We start from the raw sequence: 15,217 nt of genomic DNA, 5'->3' as shown, positions 1-15,217 counted from the left end.
CGGCCCGGCCCCGGGGGACTTCCGGCTCGGCCCCACCTCGCTTTCCGGCTCGGGCCCGGTGGGCTTCCGGCTCGCCCACCGGAGGGCCTCCGGCCCGGTTCCCGCACGTTCCGGCGGCCAGGTTCCGCGTCTGTCAGAGGCGGATGGCAGGATCGAGTCATGTCCGAACTGCGTGATCCAGCTCCCGGAGCGGCCGCGGCCGCCGCCCCGTACGACGCCCTGCTGCTGCTCTCCTTCGGTGGCCCCGAGGGCCCCGACGACGTGGTCCCGTTCCTGGAGAACGTGACGCGCGGTCGGGGCATCCCCAAGGAGCGGCTCAAGGAGGTGGGGCAGCACTACTTCCTGTTCGGCGGCGTGAGCCCCATCAACGAGCAGAACCGCGCGCTGCTCGACGCGCTGCGCAAGGACTTCGCCGAGAACAGCCTGGACCTGCCGGTGTACTGGGGCAACCGCAACTGGGCGCCCTATCTGACCGACACCCTGCGCGAGATGGCCCGCGACGGCCGCCGCCGCATCGCGGTCCTCGCCACCAGCGCCTACGCCTCGTACTCGGGCTGCCGGCAGTACCGCGAGAACCTCGCGGAGTCGCTCGCCACCCTGGAGGCCGAGGGTCTGGAGCTGCCGAGGGTCGACAAGCTGCGGCACTACTTCAACCACCCGGGCTTCGTGCGCCCCATGATCGACGGCGTCCTCGCCTCGCTCGCCGAGCTGCCCGAGGACGTCCGTGCGGGCGCCCACCTCGCCTTCACCACCCACTCCATCCCCGAGGCGGCGGCCGACACCTCGGGCCCCGTCGGGGAGCACGGCGACGGCGGCGCCTACGTGCGCGAACACCTGGACGTGGCGCGGATCGTCGCGGACGCGGTCCGGGCCGAGACCGGCGTGGAGCGGCCCTGGAAGCTCGTCTACCAGTCCCGCTCCGGCGCCCCGCACATCCCCTGGCTCGAACCCGACATCTGCGACCACCTGGAAACCGTGCACGGCGAGGGCGCCCCGGCCGTCGTCATGGTCCCCATCGGCTTCGTCTCGGACCATATGGAGGTCCTGTACGACCTCGACACGGAGGCCACCGCCAAGGCCGCCGAACTCGGCCTGCCCGTCGCCCGCTCCGCGACCGTCGGCGCCGATCCCCGCTTCGCCGCCGCCGTGCGCGAGCTCGTCGTCGAGCGGGCCGCGGCAGAGCGCGGCCTGCCCGTCGAGCGGTGCGCCCTCGGTTCGCTCGGCCCCTCGCACGACCTCTGCGCGGTCGGCTGCTGCCCGGCCGCCCGCGGCGCCGCCAAGCCCGCGGCCGCCGGAGCCGACAGCCCGTACGCGTAAGGGAGCACCGATGACCGACCCTCTGCACCGCGAACTGCTCGGCCTCGCCCTGGAGGCCGCCCGGCGGGCCGGCGAGCTGCTGCGCGACGGCCGCCCGGCCGACCTCGCCGTGGCCGCCACCAAGACCAGCCCCATCGACGTGGTGACCGAGATGGACATCGCCGCCGAGAAGCTGATCACCGGCTACCTCGCCGAACACCGCCCCGAGGACGGCTTCCTCGGCGAGGAGGGCTCCTCCAGCGAGGGCACCAGCGGCATCCGCTGGGTCATCGACCCGCTGGACGGGACCGTCAACTACCTTTATGGGCTGCCCACTTGGGCCGTCTCCATCGCCGCCGAGCAGAACGGCGAGCGGGTCGCGGGCGTGGTCGCCGCCCCGATGCGCGGCGAGACGTATCACGCGGTCCTCGGCGGCGGCGCCTTCGAGGGCGCGCGCCCGCTGCGCTGCCGCCCGCCGGCCCCGCTGTCCCAGTCCCTGGTGGGCACGGGCTTCGCCTACGTCCAGTCGGTGCGCGCCCACCAGGCCGAGGTGGCCCAGCGGTTGATCCCGCTGTTCCGGGACATCCGCCGCGGCGGCTCGGCCGCGATCGACCTGTGCGACGTGGCGGCCGGGCGGCTCGACGGGTACTACGAGCGCGGCCTGAACCCGTGGGACCTGGCGGCCGGCGACCTCATCGCCCGCGAAGCCGGCGCGCTCACCGGCGGCCGCCCCGGCGAGCCCCCTTCGCGCGACCTGACCGTCGCCGCGTCCCCGGCCCTCTTCGGCCCCCTCCAGACGCTCCTGGAGGAACACGGGGCCTGGCACGACTGAGGGCTGCGGGGAGCGGCGCCCGGGCGTGGCGGAACCCGGTCCCAGGCAGGACGAAACCCCGGCGCCGTCCCGTGGCGCCGGGGTTTCCTGGTGGGTGGGGTGGGCTCAGACGGCTGCGGCTACCTCTACGCCGTGCTCGGCGGCCAGACGGTGGAGATCGTCCAGCTCGGCCTGCTCGACGTCGGCGAGGAAGTCGTCGCCGGTCTCACGCGCCCGTGTGAGGTCGGTTTCCGTGGTCCTTATGCGCTGCAGAAGTCCTGCGGTGAAAGCGTCCATGGTGCGCCCCCTCGTCGTGGGTCGGTGGCACGGGATGTGCCGACGGTGGGTCGCGACCACGACGTGAGGATGTGGCATGCCACAGACAGGGCGTGATCGCGGGGTGTGCAGTCGTCCTCCCCAAGCCCACTCTCAAAGAAACCTCAACTGCCGCCCCAATCCTGTTCATTCCCGCACCGGCCGACCTCCTCGGCCGGAAACCGCAGGTGGGCGGCGGGCCCCGGTCCGGCACCGTCTTACCGCCGGTTTATGGCCGTAAGGGGCAGGATGGAAGCTCACGGTCACTGGTTCAGTGCACAGATCTGCCCGCGCACGACGCGGGTCCCTACGGAAGGAAATGCGCCGTGCGCGTACTCGTCGTCGAGGACGAGCAACTGCTCGCCGATGCGGTGGCCACCGGACTGCGCCGGGAGGCCATGGCCGTCGACGTCGTGTACGACGGCGCCGCGGCCCTGGAGCGGATCGGTGTGAACGACTACGACGTGGTCGTGCTCGACCGGGACCTCCCGCTCGTCCACGGCGACGACGTCTGCCGCAAGATCGTCGAGCTGGGCATGCCCACCCGGGTCCTGATGCTGACGGCCGCGGGGGACGTGAGCGACCGGGTCGAGGGCCTGGAGATCGGCGCGGACGACTACCTGCCCAAGCCCTTCGCGTTCACCGAGCTGACCGCCCGCGTCCGCGCGCTCGGCCGGCGCACCACCGTGCCGCTGCCGCCCATCCTGGAGCGGGCCGGCATCAAGCTGGACCCCAACCGCCGCGAGGTGTTCCGCGACGGCCGGGAGATCCAGCTCGCGCCCAAGGAGTTCGCCGTCCTCGAAGTGCTGATGCGCAGCGAGGGCGCGGTGGTCTCGGCCGAGCAGCTCTTGGAGAAGGCCTGGGACGAGAACACCGACCCGTTCACCAACGTCGTCCGGGTCACCGTCATGACCCTGCGCCGCAAGCTCGGCGAGCCCCCGGTGATCGTCACCGTGCCGGGCTCGGGTTACCGGATCTGACGGGGATGGCCGCCACCCCGGCGCCACCGTCCGCGCCCCCGAAGCCCACCTGGGACCCGAAGTCGACCGAGCCGCCCTTCCCGTGGCTGCGGCCCACCATCCGCATACGCCTCACGCTGCTCTACGGCGGCATGTTCATGATCGCCGGGATACTGCTCCTGTCGATCATCTACCTGCTGGCGGCGCAGGCCCTGCACACCGGCGGCAGCGCCCCCTTCAAGATCGTGGGGGGCCAGAACATCACGGTCTCCAGCAGCATCTGCCAGCTTCCGAACCAGGGCACGTCGGGGGAGTTCAACGACGCCATCAGCGTCTGCATGGCCCAGCAGCGCCAGCACGCCCTGGACAACCTCCTGAGCCGCTCCCTGCTCGCCCTGGTCGGCCTCAGCGTCATCGCCTTCGCCTTCGGGTACGCGATGGCCGGCCGCGTCCTGTCGCCGCTCGGCCGGATCACCCGCACCGCCCGCCGCGTGGCCGGCACCGACCTGACCCGGCGGATCGAGCTGGACGGGCCCGACGACGAGCTCAAGGAGCTCTCCGACACCTTCGACGAGATGCTGGACCGCCTGGAGCGGGCCTTCACCGCCCAGCAGCGGTTCGTCGCCAACGCCTCGCACGAGCTGCGCACCCCGCTGGCGATCAACCGCACGCTCCTGGAGGTGCACCTGTCCGACCCGGGCGCCCCGGTGGAGCTCCAGCAGCTCGGCAAGACGCTGCTCGCCACCAACGAGCGCAGCGAGCAGCTCGTGGAGGGCCTGCTGCTGCTCGCCCGCAGCGACAACGAGATCGTCGACCGCAAGCCCGTCGACCTCGCCGAGGTCGCCTCCCGCGCCATCGACCAGGCCCGGGCCGAGGCCGAGGCCAAGGGCGTCGAGCTGCGCGGCGAGCGCGCCGCGGCCGTCGTCCAGGGCAACGGCGTCCTGCTGGAGCGCATCGCGCTGAACCTGGTGCAGAACGCGGTCCGGTACAACATCGCCGAGGACGGCTGGGTCGAGGTGGTCACCGAGCTCAAGGACGGCCATGCGACCCTGCTCGTGACCAATACCGGGCCGGTGGTCCCGGCGTACGAGATCGACAACATCTTCGAGCCGTTCCGGCGGCTGCGCACCGAGCGCACGGGCAGCGACAAGGGCGTCGGCCTGGGTCTGTCCATCGCCCGGTCGGTCGCGCGGGCCCACGGAGGCCGTATCATCGCGGAGCCCCGCGAAGGCGGCGGCCTCGTGATGCGTGTCACCCTGCCGGTCTGAGACGCTGCTCGAAGCCGTTGTGGCAGTTCGCTTTGCGCGGAATTTTCGGGAACTGTTCCTGTGGCTTTCATGTGTGATCAGTCACAGGGGCAGACTTCCGGCCACCTACTCTCCGTGATCGATAAATCCCCTGGAATCCCGGGAAAAGTCCGGGTTTCCAGGGGGTGAGATCACGGGAAGTACACGAGGTGGCGCTGGTGAAGTGCGACATTAGGACCGTGTACGGTCCCGATCGCCATCCAAGACGATCACTCTTGAGGAGTGCGGTTGGGTGTCGATTGAGTAACAGACCTTGATGTGAGGCAAAATCTCCGCCTCAGGTCGGGCACAAGTCCGGCCTCTCACGCGTTACGTGCGCTGAGACACCGCAACTACCCAAGAGGGGGAGAGCGACATGGCAACGGACTACGACACCCCACGCAAGACCGACGACGACGTCGATTCCGACAGCCTGGAAGAGCTGAAGGCCCGGCGTAACGACAAGTCCACCTCGACCGTCGACGTCGACGACTTCGAGGCCGCCGAGGGCATGGAACTGCCCGGCGCGGACCTGTCCAACGAAGAGCTCGCCGTCCGCGTCCTGCCCAAGCAGGCCGACGAGTTCACCTGCATGAGCTGCTTCCTCGTGCACCACCGCAGCCAGCTGGCCCGGGAGAAGAACGGCCAGCCGATCTGCCGCGACTGCGACTGAGCAGGCAAGCCGTGACAGGCGCGAAACCGTCCCGGAAGCGACCGTTCCGGAGGAAGGGTGCCCCGGGTTCCACCGAGGCCCCCCAGGGCGGCACAGGCCCGGCAGAAGGCGCGGAAGCCCCCGCCGAGCCGGACCGTCTCCCTGCGGTGAGCGCGGTCGAGGGTGCACGTGACGCCGAGCGGGGCCACCAGGCCTCGCTCGAAGCAGCGCTCACGGCACCGGAGCCGGCACAGGCGGGGCCCGCGGCCGGGGCCCGGCGCCTTGACGCCCTGCGCAGGGGCGCTCTGGAGAAGGGCGTTCCCGCCCTGAAGAAGAGCGTTCCGGTGCTCAAGAAGGGCGTGCGCAAGAGCGGCGAGGGCATGAAGGCCTCGCTCGGCCACCTTGCCGACCGCGTCATCGACGTCGCCCCCCGCATTCCCGTGCGGGACCTGGCGACCTTGCGCAGGCAGTTCCCGGGCCTGGGCCCGGAGGAGATCGCCGACAAGCTGATCGCGGGCGCCGCCAACGGCACCTCCACGGTCGGCGCGGGAGTCGGCGCGGCCGCGATGATGCCCGTCCCGCCCGCGATGCCGGCGGAGCTGGCCGCGGAGATCACCGGCGTCGCCGCCATCGAACTGAAGCTCATCGCCGAGCTGCACGAGGTCTACGGGATGCGACCGCCCGGGAACCTCAAGGAGCGTTCCATGGCGTATCTGACGTCCTGGACCGAGGAACGCGGCATCGACGTCACCAAGCCGACGACGCTCAACTTCGCGCTCGGCGGCCAGATGAAGCGCGAACTGCGCCAGCAGATCATGAAGCGCATGGTCCGCAACCTGCCGAACCTGACGCCGTTCATGGTCGGCGCGGCCGTCGGTGCCGTGATGAACCGCCGCGACACCAAGAAGCTCGCCGGGCACATCCGCAAGGACCTGCGCGAGCGCCAGGTGCCCTGGGACGCGCTGCCCGAGCTGCCCGCCCTGGAACAGCCGGAGAACCCCCTGCCGCAGGGCCCGGGCCCCAAGGAGCTCGGCCGCTGACGGCGCTCCGGGCGAGGGCTCAGGCCGTGCGTACCGCGTTCAGGGCCGCCTTCAGCGCCTCGGGGTCACGGGTCGAGAGGTAGGCGTACGGAGTCGGGTCCGCCGGATCCGTGATCTCCACCTTCACCGCCGTCGGGATGTAGGCCCGCAGCAGCATGAACGCCCGCGGGTCCGCCTTGTGCAGCCGCCAGGCCCGCGCCTCGTCGGCGTCCAGGACCTCGGCCTCGCCCAGCGCCCGCACCGGAATGCGGGCCTCGCCCGCGACCAGGGTGTCCGGGAGCACCCGGATCCGCACCGAGCCGTACGAGCTCACCACCACCCACGACACCGCCGTGCCGCCGACGAAGCCGGCCAGCATCGGCAGGGTGCCCACCGGCAGCAGCATCAGGGCGCACGCGAAGCCGACCAGCAGGGAGATGAACCACCAGGAGCGGGGCGCGGTGAGGCGTTCTGCGTACTGCGGGGCATTGGGCTGCATGGAAGCTAGCTTGGCACGGCGCGACCTGCCGCTTGACCGCGGGTAAGGTCTGCGCCTGTGACTGCTACATCTGCGTCCCTGACGCCCCCGGCCGACGCCATAGCGCCGGTGCGGCACCCCGAGGCGCCCGCGCCCGGCGAGCTGCTCGGTGCGCACTACGGGCACTGCTTCGGCTGCGGCGACGGACAGCCCCATGGACTGCACCTGGCCGCCCGGGCCGGCGAAGGCGTGACCGTCACCGCCGAGTTCACCGTGCGGGAGGCCCACCAGGGCGCCCCGGGTCTCGCCCACGGCGGGGTGCTCGCCACCGCGCTCGACGAGACGCTCGGCTCGCTGAACTGGCTGCTGCGGGTGATCGCGGTGACCGGCCGCCTGGAGACGGACTTCGTCCGTCCGGTCCCGGTCGGCACGGTGCTGCATCTCGCGGCCGAGGTCACGGCGGTCGCCGGCCGCAAGATCTACTCCCGGGCCACCGGCCGCATCGGCGGTCCCGAGGGACCCGTGGCGGTCCGTGCCCAGGCCCTCTTCATCGAGGTGAAGGTGGACCACTTCATCGACAACGGACGTCCGGCCGAGATCCAGGCCGCCATGTCCGACCCCGACCAGGTCAGGCGCGCCCGCGCCTTCGAGGTGAACCCGTGACGCGTGAACCCGTAGATGTCCTCATCCGGCGAGTCGACCCGGAGGTGCCGATCCCGGCGTACGGGCACCCGGGCGACGCCGGAGCCGATCTGGTGACCACCGAGGCCGCCGAGCTCGCGCCGGGCGAGCGGACGGTCCTGCCGACCGGTGTCTCGATCGCGCTGCCCGACGGCTACGCGGCCTTCGTGCACCCTCGTTCCGGGCTCGCCGCCCGCTGCGGTGTCGCCCTGGTGAATGCCCCGGGGACGGTGGATGCCGGGTACCGTGGAGAGATCAAGGTGATCGTGGTCAACCTCGACCCGCGCGAGAGCGTGCGGTTCGAGCGTTTCGACCGCATTGCCCAACTGGTCGTCCAGCAGGTCGAGAAGGTGCGCTTCCACGAGGTGGCGGAGCTTCCCGGCTCGGCGCGGGCCGAGGGGGGCTTCGGGTCCACCGGCGGTCATGCCGCCGTGGACGGTTCGGCCGCCACTGGCGGCACTACGGGTGGGAATCGATACGCTTCGGTCGTATCCGACCGGGAAGGACAGTGACGTGTTCGGACGTCGCAAGAAGAGCGGTACCGCCGAGGACTCGGCGGGCGAGGCCGAGCAGGTTGTCGAAGGCACCGAGGCCGATGAAGCAGCGGCCGGGGCCGATGACGAGGCCCGGGTGCGCAGGGTGAACCTGCCGCCGGCACCCCGTCCGGACGGGCCGTGGGACGTCTCCGAGGTGACCGAGCCCGGCGAGGGCCGCGTCGACCTCGGCGGACTCTTCGTCCCCGGAGTCGAGGGCATGGAACTGCGGGTCGAGGTCGCGGGCGACGCGATCGTGGCGGCGACGGTCGTCCTCAACGACAGCGCGGTGCAGCTTCAGGGCTTCGCGGCACCGAAGAAGGAAGGCATCTGGGGCGAGGTCCGCGAGGAGATCGCCTCCGGCATCACCCAGCAGGGCGGCGTCATCGACGAGGTCGAGGGCCCGCTGGGCTGGGAGCTGCGCGCGCAGGTTCCGGTCCAGCTGCCCGACGGGACCAACGGCGTCCAGCTGGTGCGCTTCGTGGGCGTCGACGGCCCGCGCTGGTTCCTGCGCGGTGTCATCTCCGGCCAGGGCGCGGTGCAGCCGCAGGCCGCCGGGCTCCTGGAGACGATCTTCCGCGACACCGTCGTGGTGCGCGGCGAGGGCCCGATGGCGCCCCGCGACCCGATCGTCCTGAAGCTGCCCAACGACGCGCAGATGGTGCCCGAGGGCGTCCAGCAGGAGGACCAGGAGGGCTCGCGCTTCTCCGGCGGCATGGGCCAGCTCCAGCGCGGCCCCGAGGTCACCGAAATCCGCTGATCTCCCCTCTTCGTGCCCGGTGGGCCGCGTTCCGCTTCCGGGGCGCGGCCCTCCGGCACATCCGGGGCCGTCGGTTCCGGACGCCCGCGGCCCGCCCCCGCGGCCACGCGACGGTTCCGTCGACGGGCGCGATTGCCCGCGCGACCCCCGCCCGCCCGGGCAGAGCGGGCAGATCTCCCGGGATCCGTTGCCCGCGGTTGCGCAATCCACCCGTACTGGCGCGGCCGACCGGGGGTGAGCGCCAGGGCCGGCGCCGACCACGCGCCCGCCAGGGCCGGCGCCGACCACGCGCGAACGGGCGGGCGTCAGAATCGCGTCAATACGCGGCCCCCGCCCCACCCGCACCCCATTTGCCGCAATTGTTGGCCGTAAGGTCGACGCAGAGTACACGGCTGCCTGCGTACGCGGCCGACTTCTGAAAGACAATGGGGCCATGGCACGCGGCAAGCTTCGGATCTACCTCGGCGCGGCACCGGGCGTCGGCAAGACGTACGCGATGCTCTCCGAGGCCCACCGCCGGGTGGAGCGCGGTACGGACTGCGTCGTGGCGTTCGTCGAACACCACGGCAGGCCGCGCACCGAGGTCATGCTGCACGGCCTGGAGCAGGTGCAGCGGCGCGAGATCGACTACCGCGGCGGCCTCTTCACCGAGATGGACGTCGACGCCGTCCTGGAGCGCGACCCCGCAGTCGCCCTGGTGGACGAACTGGCCCACACCAATGTGCCCGGCTCGCGCAACACCAAGCGCTGGCAGGACGTGGAGGAGCTCCTCGCCGCCGGGATCGACGTGGTGTCCACCGTCAACATCCAGCACCTGGAGTCCCTCGGCGACGTCGTCGAGTCCATCACCGGGGTGCGCCAGCGCGAGACGGTGCCCGACGAGGTGGTGCGCCGGGCCGACCAGATCGAGCTCGTCGACATGTCGCCCCAGGCACTGCGCCGCCGCATGGCGCACGGCAACATCTACCAGTCCGACAAGGTCGACGCGGCCCTGTCCAACTACTTCCGGCCCGGCAACCTCACCGCGCTGCGCGAACTCGCGCTGCTGTGGGTCGCCGACCGCGTCGACGAGTACCTCCAGCAGTACCGCGGCGAGCACGACATCAAGTCGACCTGGCAGGCCCGCGAGCGCATCGTCGTCGGTCTCACCGGCGGCCCCGAGGGCCGCACCCTCATCCGCCGGGCCGCCCGCATGGCCGCCAAGGGCTCCGGCAGCGAGATCCTCGCGGTGTACGTGGCCAGGAGTGACGGACTGACCTCGGCCTCGCCCAAGGAACTCACCGTCCAGCGCACCCTCGTCGAGGACCTCGGCGGCAGCTTCCACCACGTCATAGGCGATGACATCCCGGCCTCGCTGCTCGCCTTCGCGCGCGGCGTCAACGCCACCCAGATCGTGCTCGGCTCCAGCCGCCGCAAGGCCTGGCAGTACATCCTGGGCCCCGGCGTCGGCCAGACCGTGGCCCGCGACTCCGGACCCGACCTCGACGTCCACATCGTCACCCACGACGAGGTCGCCAAGGGCCGCGGCCTTCCGGTCGCGCGCGGCGCCCGGCTCGGGCGGGCCCGCATCGTGTGGGGCTGGGCGGCGGGCGTGGTCGGCCCCGCCCTGCTGACCGTGCTGCTCACCAACGTCGAGGCGGACCTCGGGCTCGCCAACGACATGCTGCTCTTCCTGACCCTGACGGTGGCCGCGGCCCTGCTCGGCGGCCTGGTCCCGGCACTCGCCTCGGCCGCGTTCGGCTCGTTCCTCCTGAACTACTACTTCACCCCGCCCGTCCACAAGATCACGATCGCGGACCCGAAGAACATCGTCGCCATCGTCATCTTCGTCCTGGTCGCCGTATCGGTCGCCTCCGTCGTCGACGTCGCCGCCCGCCGCACCCACCAGGCCGCCCGGCTGCGCGCCGAGTCCGAGATCCTCTCCTTCCTCGCCGGCAGCGTCCTGCGCGGCGAGACCAGCCTGGACGCTCTCCTGGAGCGGGTCCGCGAGACCTTCGCCATGGAGTCGGTCGCCCTCCTGGAGCGGGCCGGCGACGTCGAACCCTGGACCCGGGCGGGCAGCGTCGGACCGCATCCGGTGGCCCGCCCCGAGGACGCGGATGTGGACATGCCGGTCGGCGACCACATGGCGCTCGCCCTGTCCGGGCGGGTGCTGCCCGCCGAGGACCGCCGGGTGCTCGGCGCCTTCGCCGCCCAGGCCGCCGTCGTCCTGGACCGCCGGCGCCTGGTGGGGGAGGCCGAGGAGGCCCGCAAGCTCGCCGAGGGCAACCGCATCCGCACCGCGCTGCTCGCCGCCGTCAGCCACGACCTGCGTACCCCGCTCGCCTCCATCAAGGCCGCCGTCACCTCGCTGCGCTCCGACGACGTGGAATGGTCCGAGGAGGACCGCGCCGAGCTGCTCGAAGGCATCGAGGGCGGCGCCGACCGCCTCGACCACCTCGTCGGCAACCTCCTCGACATGTCGCGCCTCCAGACCGGGACCGTCACCCCGCTCATCCGCGAGATCGACCTCGACGAGGTCGTCCCCATGGCGCTCGGCGGCGTCCCCGAGGACAGCGTCGTCCTGGACATTCCCGAGACGCTGCCCATGGTCGAGGTCGACCCGGGCCTCCTGGAGCGGGCCGTCGCCAACATCGTCGAGAACGCCGTCAAGTACAGCCCCCTCGACAGCCCCGTCACCGTCGCCGCGAGCGGTCTCGCCGAGCGCGTCGAGATACGCGTCACCGACCGCGGCCCCGGCGTCCCCGACGCCGCCAAGGACCGCATCTTCGCGCCCTTCCAGCGTTACGGGGACGCCCCGCGCGGAGCCGGCGTGGGCCTCGGCCTCGCCGTCGCCCGCGGCTTCGCCGAGGCCATGGGCGGCACGCTCGCGGCGGAGGACACCCCCGGCGGCGGCCTCACCATGGTGCTCACCGTCCGCGCCGCCCCGGGACCGGGCCGGGCCCCCGCCGGCCTCTCCGCGCAGGTCACCTCATGAACCGCACCGCACCGCCGGTGCCCGCACCGTCCGTCACCGCACCGTCAGCCACCGCACGGTCGGTCCCCGCAGAAGGCAGGTATCCCAGATGACCCGGGTGCTCGTGGTCGAGGACGAGCCGCAGATCGTGCGCGCGCTCGTGATCAACCTCAAGGCACGGAAGTACGAGGTGGACGCGGCCCCCGACGGCGCGACCGCCCTCCAGCTCGCCGCCGCCCGCCACCCGGACGTGGTCGTGCTCGACCTGGGCCTGCCCGACATGGACGGCGTCGAGGTCATCCGGGGCCTGCGCGGCTGGACCCGGGTCCCCATCCTGGTGCTCTCCGCCCGCCACACCTCCGACGAGAAGGTCGAGGCGCTCGACGCGGGCGCCGACGACTACGTCACCAAGCCCTTCGGCATGGACGAGCTGCTCGCCCGGCTGCGCGCCGCGGTCCGCCGGGCCGAGCCGGTCGGCGCCGTGGACGGCGCCGACGACCTGGTGACCGTCGAGACCGAGGGCTTCACCGTCGACCTCGCCGCCAAGAAGGTCAACCGCGACGGCCGCGACGTACGCCTCACGCCCACCGAATGGCACCTCCTTGAGGTCCTGGTCCGCAACACCGGCCGTCTGGTCAGCCAGAAGCAGCTGCTCCAGGAGGTGTGGGGGCCCTCGTACGGCACCGAGACCAACTATCTGCGGGTCTACATGGCCCAGCTGCGCCGCAAGCTGGAGGGCGACCCCTCGCATCCGCGCCACTTCATCACCGAGCCGGGCATGGGCTACCGCTTCGAACGCTGATCCCATCCGCCCCGGCCGGCCCCGCTCGCGCCCGTGCTGTACCCCGGCCTTGTACGTGCTGACCACACGCTTTGATCCGGCGGGGGAGTACCCCGGTACGCTTTCTGTATGAGTGCTGACCTTCGTACCGAGAAGCCCGCGGGACGCTTCCGCCGGATGCTCGACCGGCTGTCCACCTCGCAGGAGGACCTGCACTCCGCGGAACTGCAGGAGGACACGCAGGCCACGGGGTGCACCCGCATCTCCGAGTGCAGTGACCGCCAGATAGTCAAGGTGACTGGTACCTTGCGGACCGTCACCCTGCGCCCACGGGCGGGTGTGCCGGCGCTTGAGGCCGAGCTCTTCGACGGCACCGCCCCACTGGACGTGGTGTGGCTGGGACGGCGCTCGATCGTGGGCATCGAGCCGGGCCGCAAGCTCATCGCTTCGGGCCGGATCTCCCTGAGCCACGGCCGCCGGGTCCTGTTCAACCCCAAATACGAACTCCGACCGCTCGGACAGGAGTAGCCGGTGACGTCAGTCGACAAGCCGACCACCACCCCCACCACCCCCACCACCACGCCGCCCGCCGACGCGAAGGCCGTCACCGAGGCCGCGCTCTTCGAGGCGTTCGGCGGGGTGCGCGGCATGGTGGAGACGGTCCTGCCGGGACTGCTCTTCGTCACGATCTTCACGATCAACAAGGACCTGCACACCTCGGCGATCGCCGCCCTCGCGGTGTCGCTGCTGCTCGTCGTGGTCCGCCTGGTCCGCAGGGACACCATGAAGCACGCCTTCAGCGGGGTCTTCGGTGTGGCCTTCGGCGTGGTCTTCGCGATGATGACGGGCAACGCCAAGGACTTCTACCTGCCGGGCATGCTCTACACGCTCGGCCTGGCCCTCGCCTACATCGTCACCACGCTGTGCGGGGTCCCGCTGATCGGCCTGATCCTCGGCCCGGTCTTCAAGGAGAACCTGTCCTGGCGCACCCGCAACCCGGGCCGCAAGAAGGCGTACGCGAAGGCCAGTTGGGCCTGGGGCCTGATCCTGCTCGCCAAGTGCGCGATCCTGTTCCCGCTGTACTGGTGGGCCAACACCTCGCAGCTGGGCTGGATCCTGATCGCCCTGAAGATCCCGCCGTTCCTGCTCGCGGTCTGGCTCACCTGGGTGTTCCTCGCGAAGGCCCCGGCCCCGATCGACGTCTTCGCCGAGATGGAGGCGGAGGAAGCGGCCGAGAAGGCCCGCAAGGCCGCAGCGCGCGGCGAAGCCGGAGCGTAACTCCCGTACGCGGCACGGCGAAGGGCCCGGAACCGTCATGGTTCCGGGCCCTTCGTGCGTGCGGCGGGATCAGCCCTCGCGGCGGACCGAGAGGAGGTCCTCCAGCTGCTCCTCGCGGGCCTGCGCGGCCACGAACAGGAGCTCGTCGCCCGCCTCCAGGGTCTCCTCCTGGCTCGGCGTCAGCACCCGTGTGCCCCGGATGATCGTGACGAGCGAGGTGTCCTCGGGCCACGCCACATCCCCGACCTGCGTGCCGGCGAGCGCCGACTCCGGCGGCAGCGTCAGCTCGACCAGGTTGGCGTCCCCGTGGCTGAAGCGCAGCAGCCGGACGAGATCGCCGACGCTCACCGCCTCCTCGACCAGGGCCGACATCAGGCGCGGCGTCGAGACGGCGACGTCCACGCCCCACGACTCGTTGAACAGCCACTCGTTCTTCGGGTTGTTGACCCGGGCCACCACCCGCGGCACCCCGTACTCGGTCTTCGCGAGCAGCGAGACGACCAGGTTCACCTTGTCGTCACCGGTGGCCGCGATGACCACGTTGCAGCGCTGGAGCGCCGCCTCGTCGAGCGAGGTGATCTCGCAGGCGTCCGCCAGCAGCCACTCGGCGAGCGGCACCCGCTCCACCGAGATGGCGGTGGGCGCCTTGTCGACCAGGAGCACCTCGTGCCCGTTCTCCAGGAGCTCGCCCGCGATGGAACGCCCCACCGCGCCGGCCCCGGCAATCGCCACGCGCATCAGTGACCGCCCTCCTCGGGACCCTGGGCGAACGCCGCCTCGACCTTTTCGACCTCGTCGGTACGCATCATGACGTGCACCAGGTCGCCTTCTTGCAGGACCGTCTGGGACGTCGGAAGGACGGCTTCGCCCAGCCGGGTGAGGAACGCGACGCGTACGCCGGTCTCCTCCTGCAACTTGCTGATCTTGTGGCCGATCCAGGAGGTCGAGGTGTGCACCTCGGCCAGCTGCACGCCACCGCTCGGGTCGCGCCACAGCGGCTCGGCGCCGGACGGCAGCAGCCGCCGCAGCATCTGGTCCGCGGTCCAGCTCACCGTGGCGACCGTGGGGATGCCCAGGCGCTGGTAGACCTCGGCACGCCGCGGGTCGTAGATCCGCGCCGCCACGTTCTCGATGCCGAACATCTCGCGCGCGACCCGCGCCGCGATGATGTTGGAGTTGTCACCGCTGGAGACCGCCGCGAACGCGCCGGCCTCCTCGATGCCCGCCTCGCGCAGCGTGTCCTGGTCGAAGCCGACGCCGGTGACCCGGCGTCCGCCGAATCCGGAGCCCAGCCGACGGAAAGCGGTGGGGTCCTGGTCCACCACCGCGACGGTGTGCCCTTGCTGTTCCAAGGCCTGCGCGAGAGCGGCTCCCACTCGCCCGCAGCCCATGATGACGATGTGCACGTCCCC

17 protein-coding genes are annotated in these 15,217 nt (G+C 71.6%); 13 read left to right on the top strand and 4 right to left on the bottom strand.

The annotated features are described in order from the left end of the window. Positions 1–159 precede the first annotated feature (159 nt). Positions 160–1,317: a ferrochelatase gene (locus ACFYNP_RS21365; protein WP_388787239.1), complete on the top strand. Its 1,158-nt coding sequence runs from the start codon at positions 160–162 to the stop codon at positions 1,315–1,317. Positions 1,318–1,327: 10 nt separating this feature from the next. Then, entirely contained in the window at positions 1,328–2,128 is an 801-nt protein-coding gene (locus ACFYNP_RS21360; RefSeq protein WP_388787236.1) for an inositol monophosphatase family protein, read from the top strand. A 105-nt stretch (positions 2,129–2,233) separates the two neighbouring features. Here the strand turns inward: ACFYNP_RS21360 and ACFYNP_RS21355 are convergent, their stop codons facing one another. Further along, positions 2,234–2,404 carry a hypothetical protein gene (locus ACFYNP_RS21355; RefSeq protein WP_167152800.1) on the bottom strand — a complete coding sequence of 57 codons (171 nt, stop codon included), beginning with the start codon at positions 2,402–2,404 and terminating at the stop codon, positions 2,234–2,236. A 344-nt stretch (positions 2,405–2,748) separates the two neighbouring features. Between ACFYNP_RS21355 and ACFYNP_RS21350 the strand changes: the two genes are divergently transcribed. The 4 genes from ACFYNP_RS21350 (at position 2,749) to ACFYNP_RS21335 (ending at position 6,359) form a co-directional block, all read left to right on the top strand. Further along, a complete protein-coding gene (locus ACFYNP_RS21350; protein ID WP_100575919.1) occupies positions 2,749–3,402 on the top strand; it encodes a response regulator transcription factor in 654 nt (217 codons plus the stop codon). A gap of 5 nt (positions 3,403–3,407) precedes the next feature. Further along, positions 3,408–4,649, top strand: a complete 1,242-nt coding sequence (locus ACFYNP_RS21345) for a sensor histidine kinase (RefSeq protein ID WP_388417432.1) — start codon at positions 3,408–3,410, stop codon at positions 4,647–4,649. A 394-nt stretch (positions 4,650–5,043) separates the two neighbouring features. Beyond that, complete coding sequence (locus ACFYNP_RS21340; protein WP_100575921.1) at positions 5,044–5,340, top strand: DUF4193 domain-containing protein; 297 nt, start codon at positions 5,044–5,046, stop codon at positions 5,338–5,340. 11 nt (positions 5,341–5,351) lie between these two features. After that, positions 5,352–6,359 (top strand): hypothetical protein, encoded by a 1,008-nt coding sequence (locus tag ACFYNP_RS21335; protein WP_388417436.1) that lies wholly within the window; start codon positions 5,352–5,354, stop codon positions 6,357–6,359. 19 nt (positions 6,360–6,378) lie between these two features. Here ACFYNP_RS21335 and ACFYNP_RS21330 read toward each other — a convergent pair whose 3' ends face one another. Further along, positions 6,379–6,837 carry a DUF3093 domain-containing protein gene (locus ACFYNP_RS21330; protein WP_388417439.1) on the bottom strand — a complete coding sequence of 153 codons (459 nt, stop codon included), beginning with the start codon at positions 6,835–6,837 and terminating at the stop codon, positions 6,379–6,381. A gap of 57 nt (positions 6,838–6,894) precedes the next feature. Here ACFYNP_RS21330 and ACFYNP_RS21325 point away from each other — a divergent pair, with 57 nt between their 5' ends. From ACFYNP_RS21325 to ACFYNP_RS21295, 7 genes are all read left to right on the top strand, one after another. Next, complete coding sequence (locus ACFYNP_RS21325; RefSeq protein WP_388417442.1) at positions 6,895–7,479, top strand: PaaI family thioesterase; 585 nt, start codon at positions 6,895–6,897, stop codon at positions 7,477–7,479. Then, positions 7,476–8,009 (top strand): dUTP diphosphatase, encoded by a 534-nt coding sequence (dut, locus tag ACFYNP_RS21320; protein ID WP_388417445.1) that lies wholly within the window; start codon positions 7,476–7,478, stop codon positions 8,007–8,009. The genes ACFYNP_RS21325 and dut overlap by 4 nt, the downstream gene beginning before the upstream one ends. A 1-nt stretch (position 8,010) precedes the next feature. Then, positions 8,011–8,790: a DUF3710 domain-containing protein gene (locus tag ACFYNP_RS21315; protein WP_388417448.1), complete on the top strand. Its 780-nt coding sequence runs from the start codon at positions 8,011–8,013 to the stop codon at positions 8,788–8,790. A gap of 433 nt (positions 8,791–9,223) precedes the next feature. Continuing rightward, entirely contained in the window at positions 9,224–11,767 is a 2,544-nt protein-coding gene (locus ACFYNP_RS21310; protein ID WP_388417451.1) for an ATP-binding protein, read from the top strand. 88 nt (positions 11,768–11,855) lie between these two features. Beyond that, entirely contained in the window at positions 11,856–12,548 is a 693-nt protein-coding gene (locus ACFYNP_RS21305; RefSeq protein ID WP_388787231.1) for a response regulator, read from the top strand. Positions 12,549–12,656: 108 nt separating this feature from the next. Then, entirely contained in the window at positions 12,657–13,055 is a 399-nt protein-coding gene (locus ACFYNP_RS21300; protein WP_100575930.1) for an OB-fold nucleic acid binding domain-containing protein, read from the top strand. Positions 13,056–13,058: 3 nt separating this feature from the next. After that, positions 13,059–13,805, top strand: a complete 747-nt coding sequence (locus ACFYNP_RS21295) for a DUF3159 domain-containing protein (RefSeq protein WP_388787228.1) — start codon at positions 13,059–13,061, stop codon at positions 13,803–13,805. Between the two features lie 69 nt (positions 13,806–13,874). Here ACFYNP_RS21295 and ACFYNP_RS21290 read toward each other — a convergent pair whose 3' ends face one another. Together ACFYNP_RS21290 and ACFYNP_RS21285 are read right to left on the bottom strand one after the other, a co-directional pair. Next, complete coding sequence (locus ACFYNP_RS21290; RefSeq protein WP_053725471.1) at positions 13,875–14,543, bottom strand: TrkA family potassium uptake protein; 669 nt, start codon at positions 14,541–14,543, stop codon at positions 13,875–13,877. Further along, on the bottom strand, positions 14,543–15,211 hold the full coding sequence (locus tag ACFYNP_RS21285; RefSeq protein WP_388417460.1) for a potassium channel family protein: 669 nt from the start codon (positions 15,209–15,211) through the stop codon (positions 14,543–14,545). The genes ACFYNP_RS21290 and ACFYNP_RS21285 overlap by 1 nt, the downstream gene beginning before the upstream one ends. Positions 15,212–15,217: the final 6 nt, after the last annotated feature.

Origin of the sequence: Streptomyces sp. NPDC006691, from assembly GCF_042869955.1 — a bacterium.
Taxonomy (GTDB): Bacteria; Actinomycetota; Actinomycetes; order Streptomycetales; family Streptomycetaceae; genus Streptomyces.
This window is presented reverse-complemented; position numbering and strand designations above follow the sequence as displayed.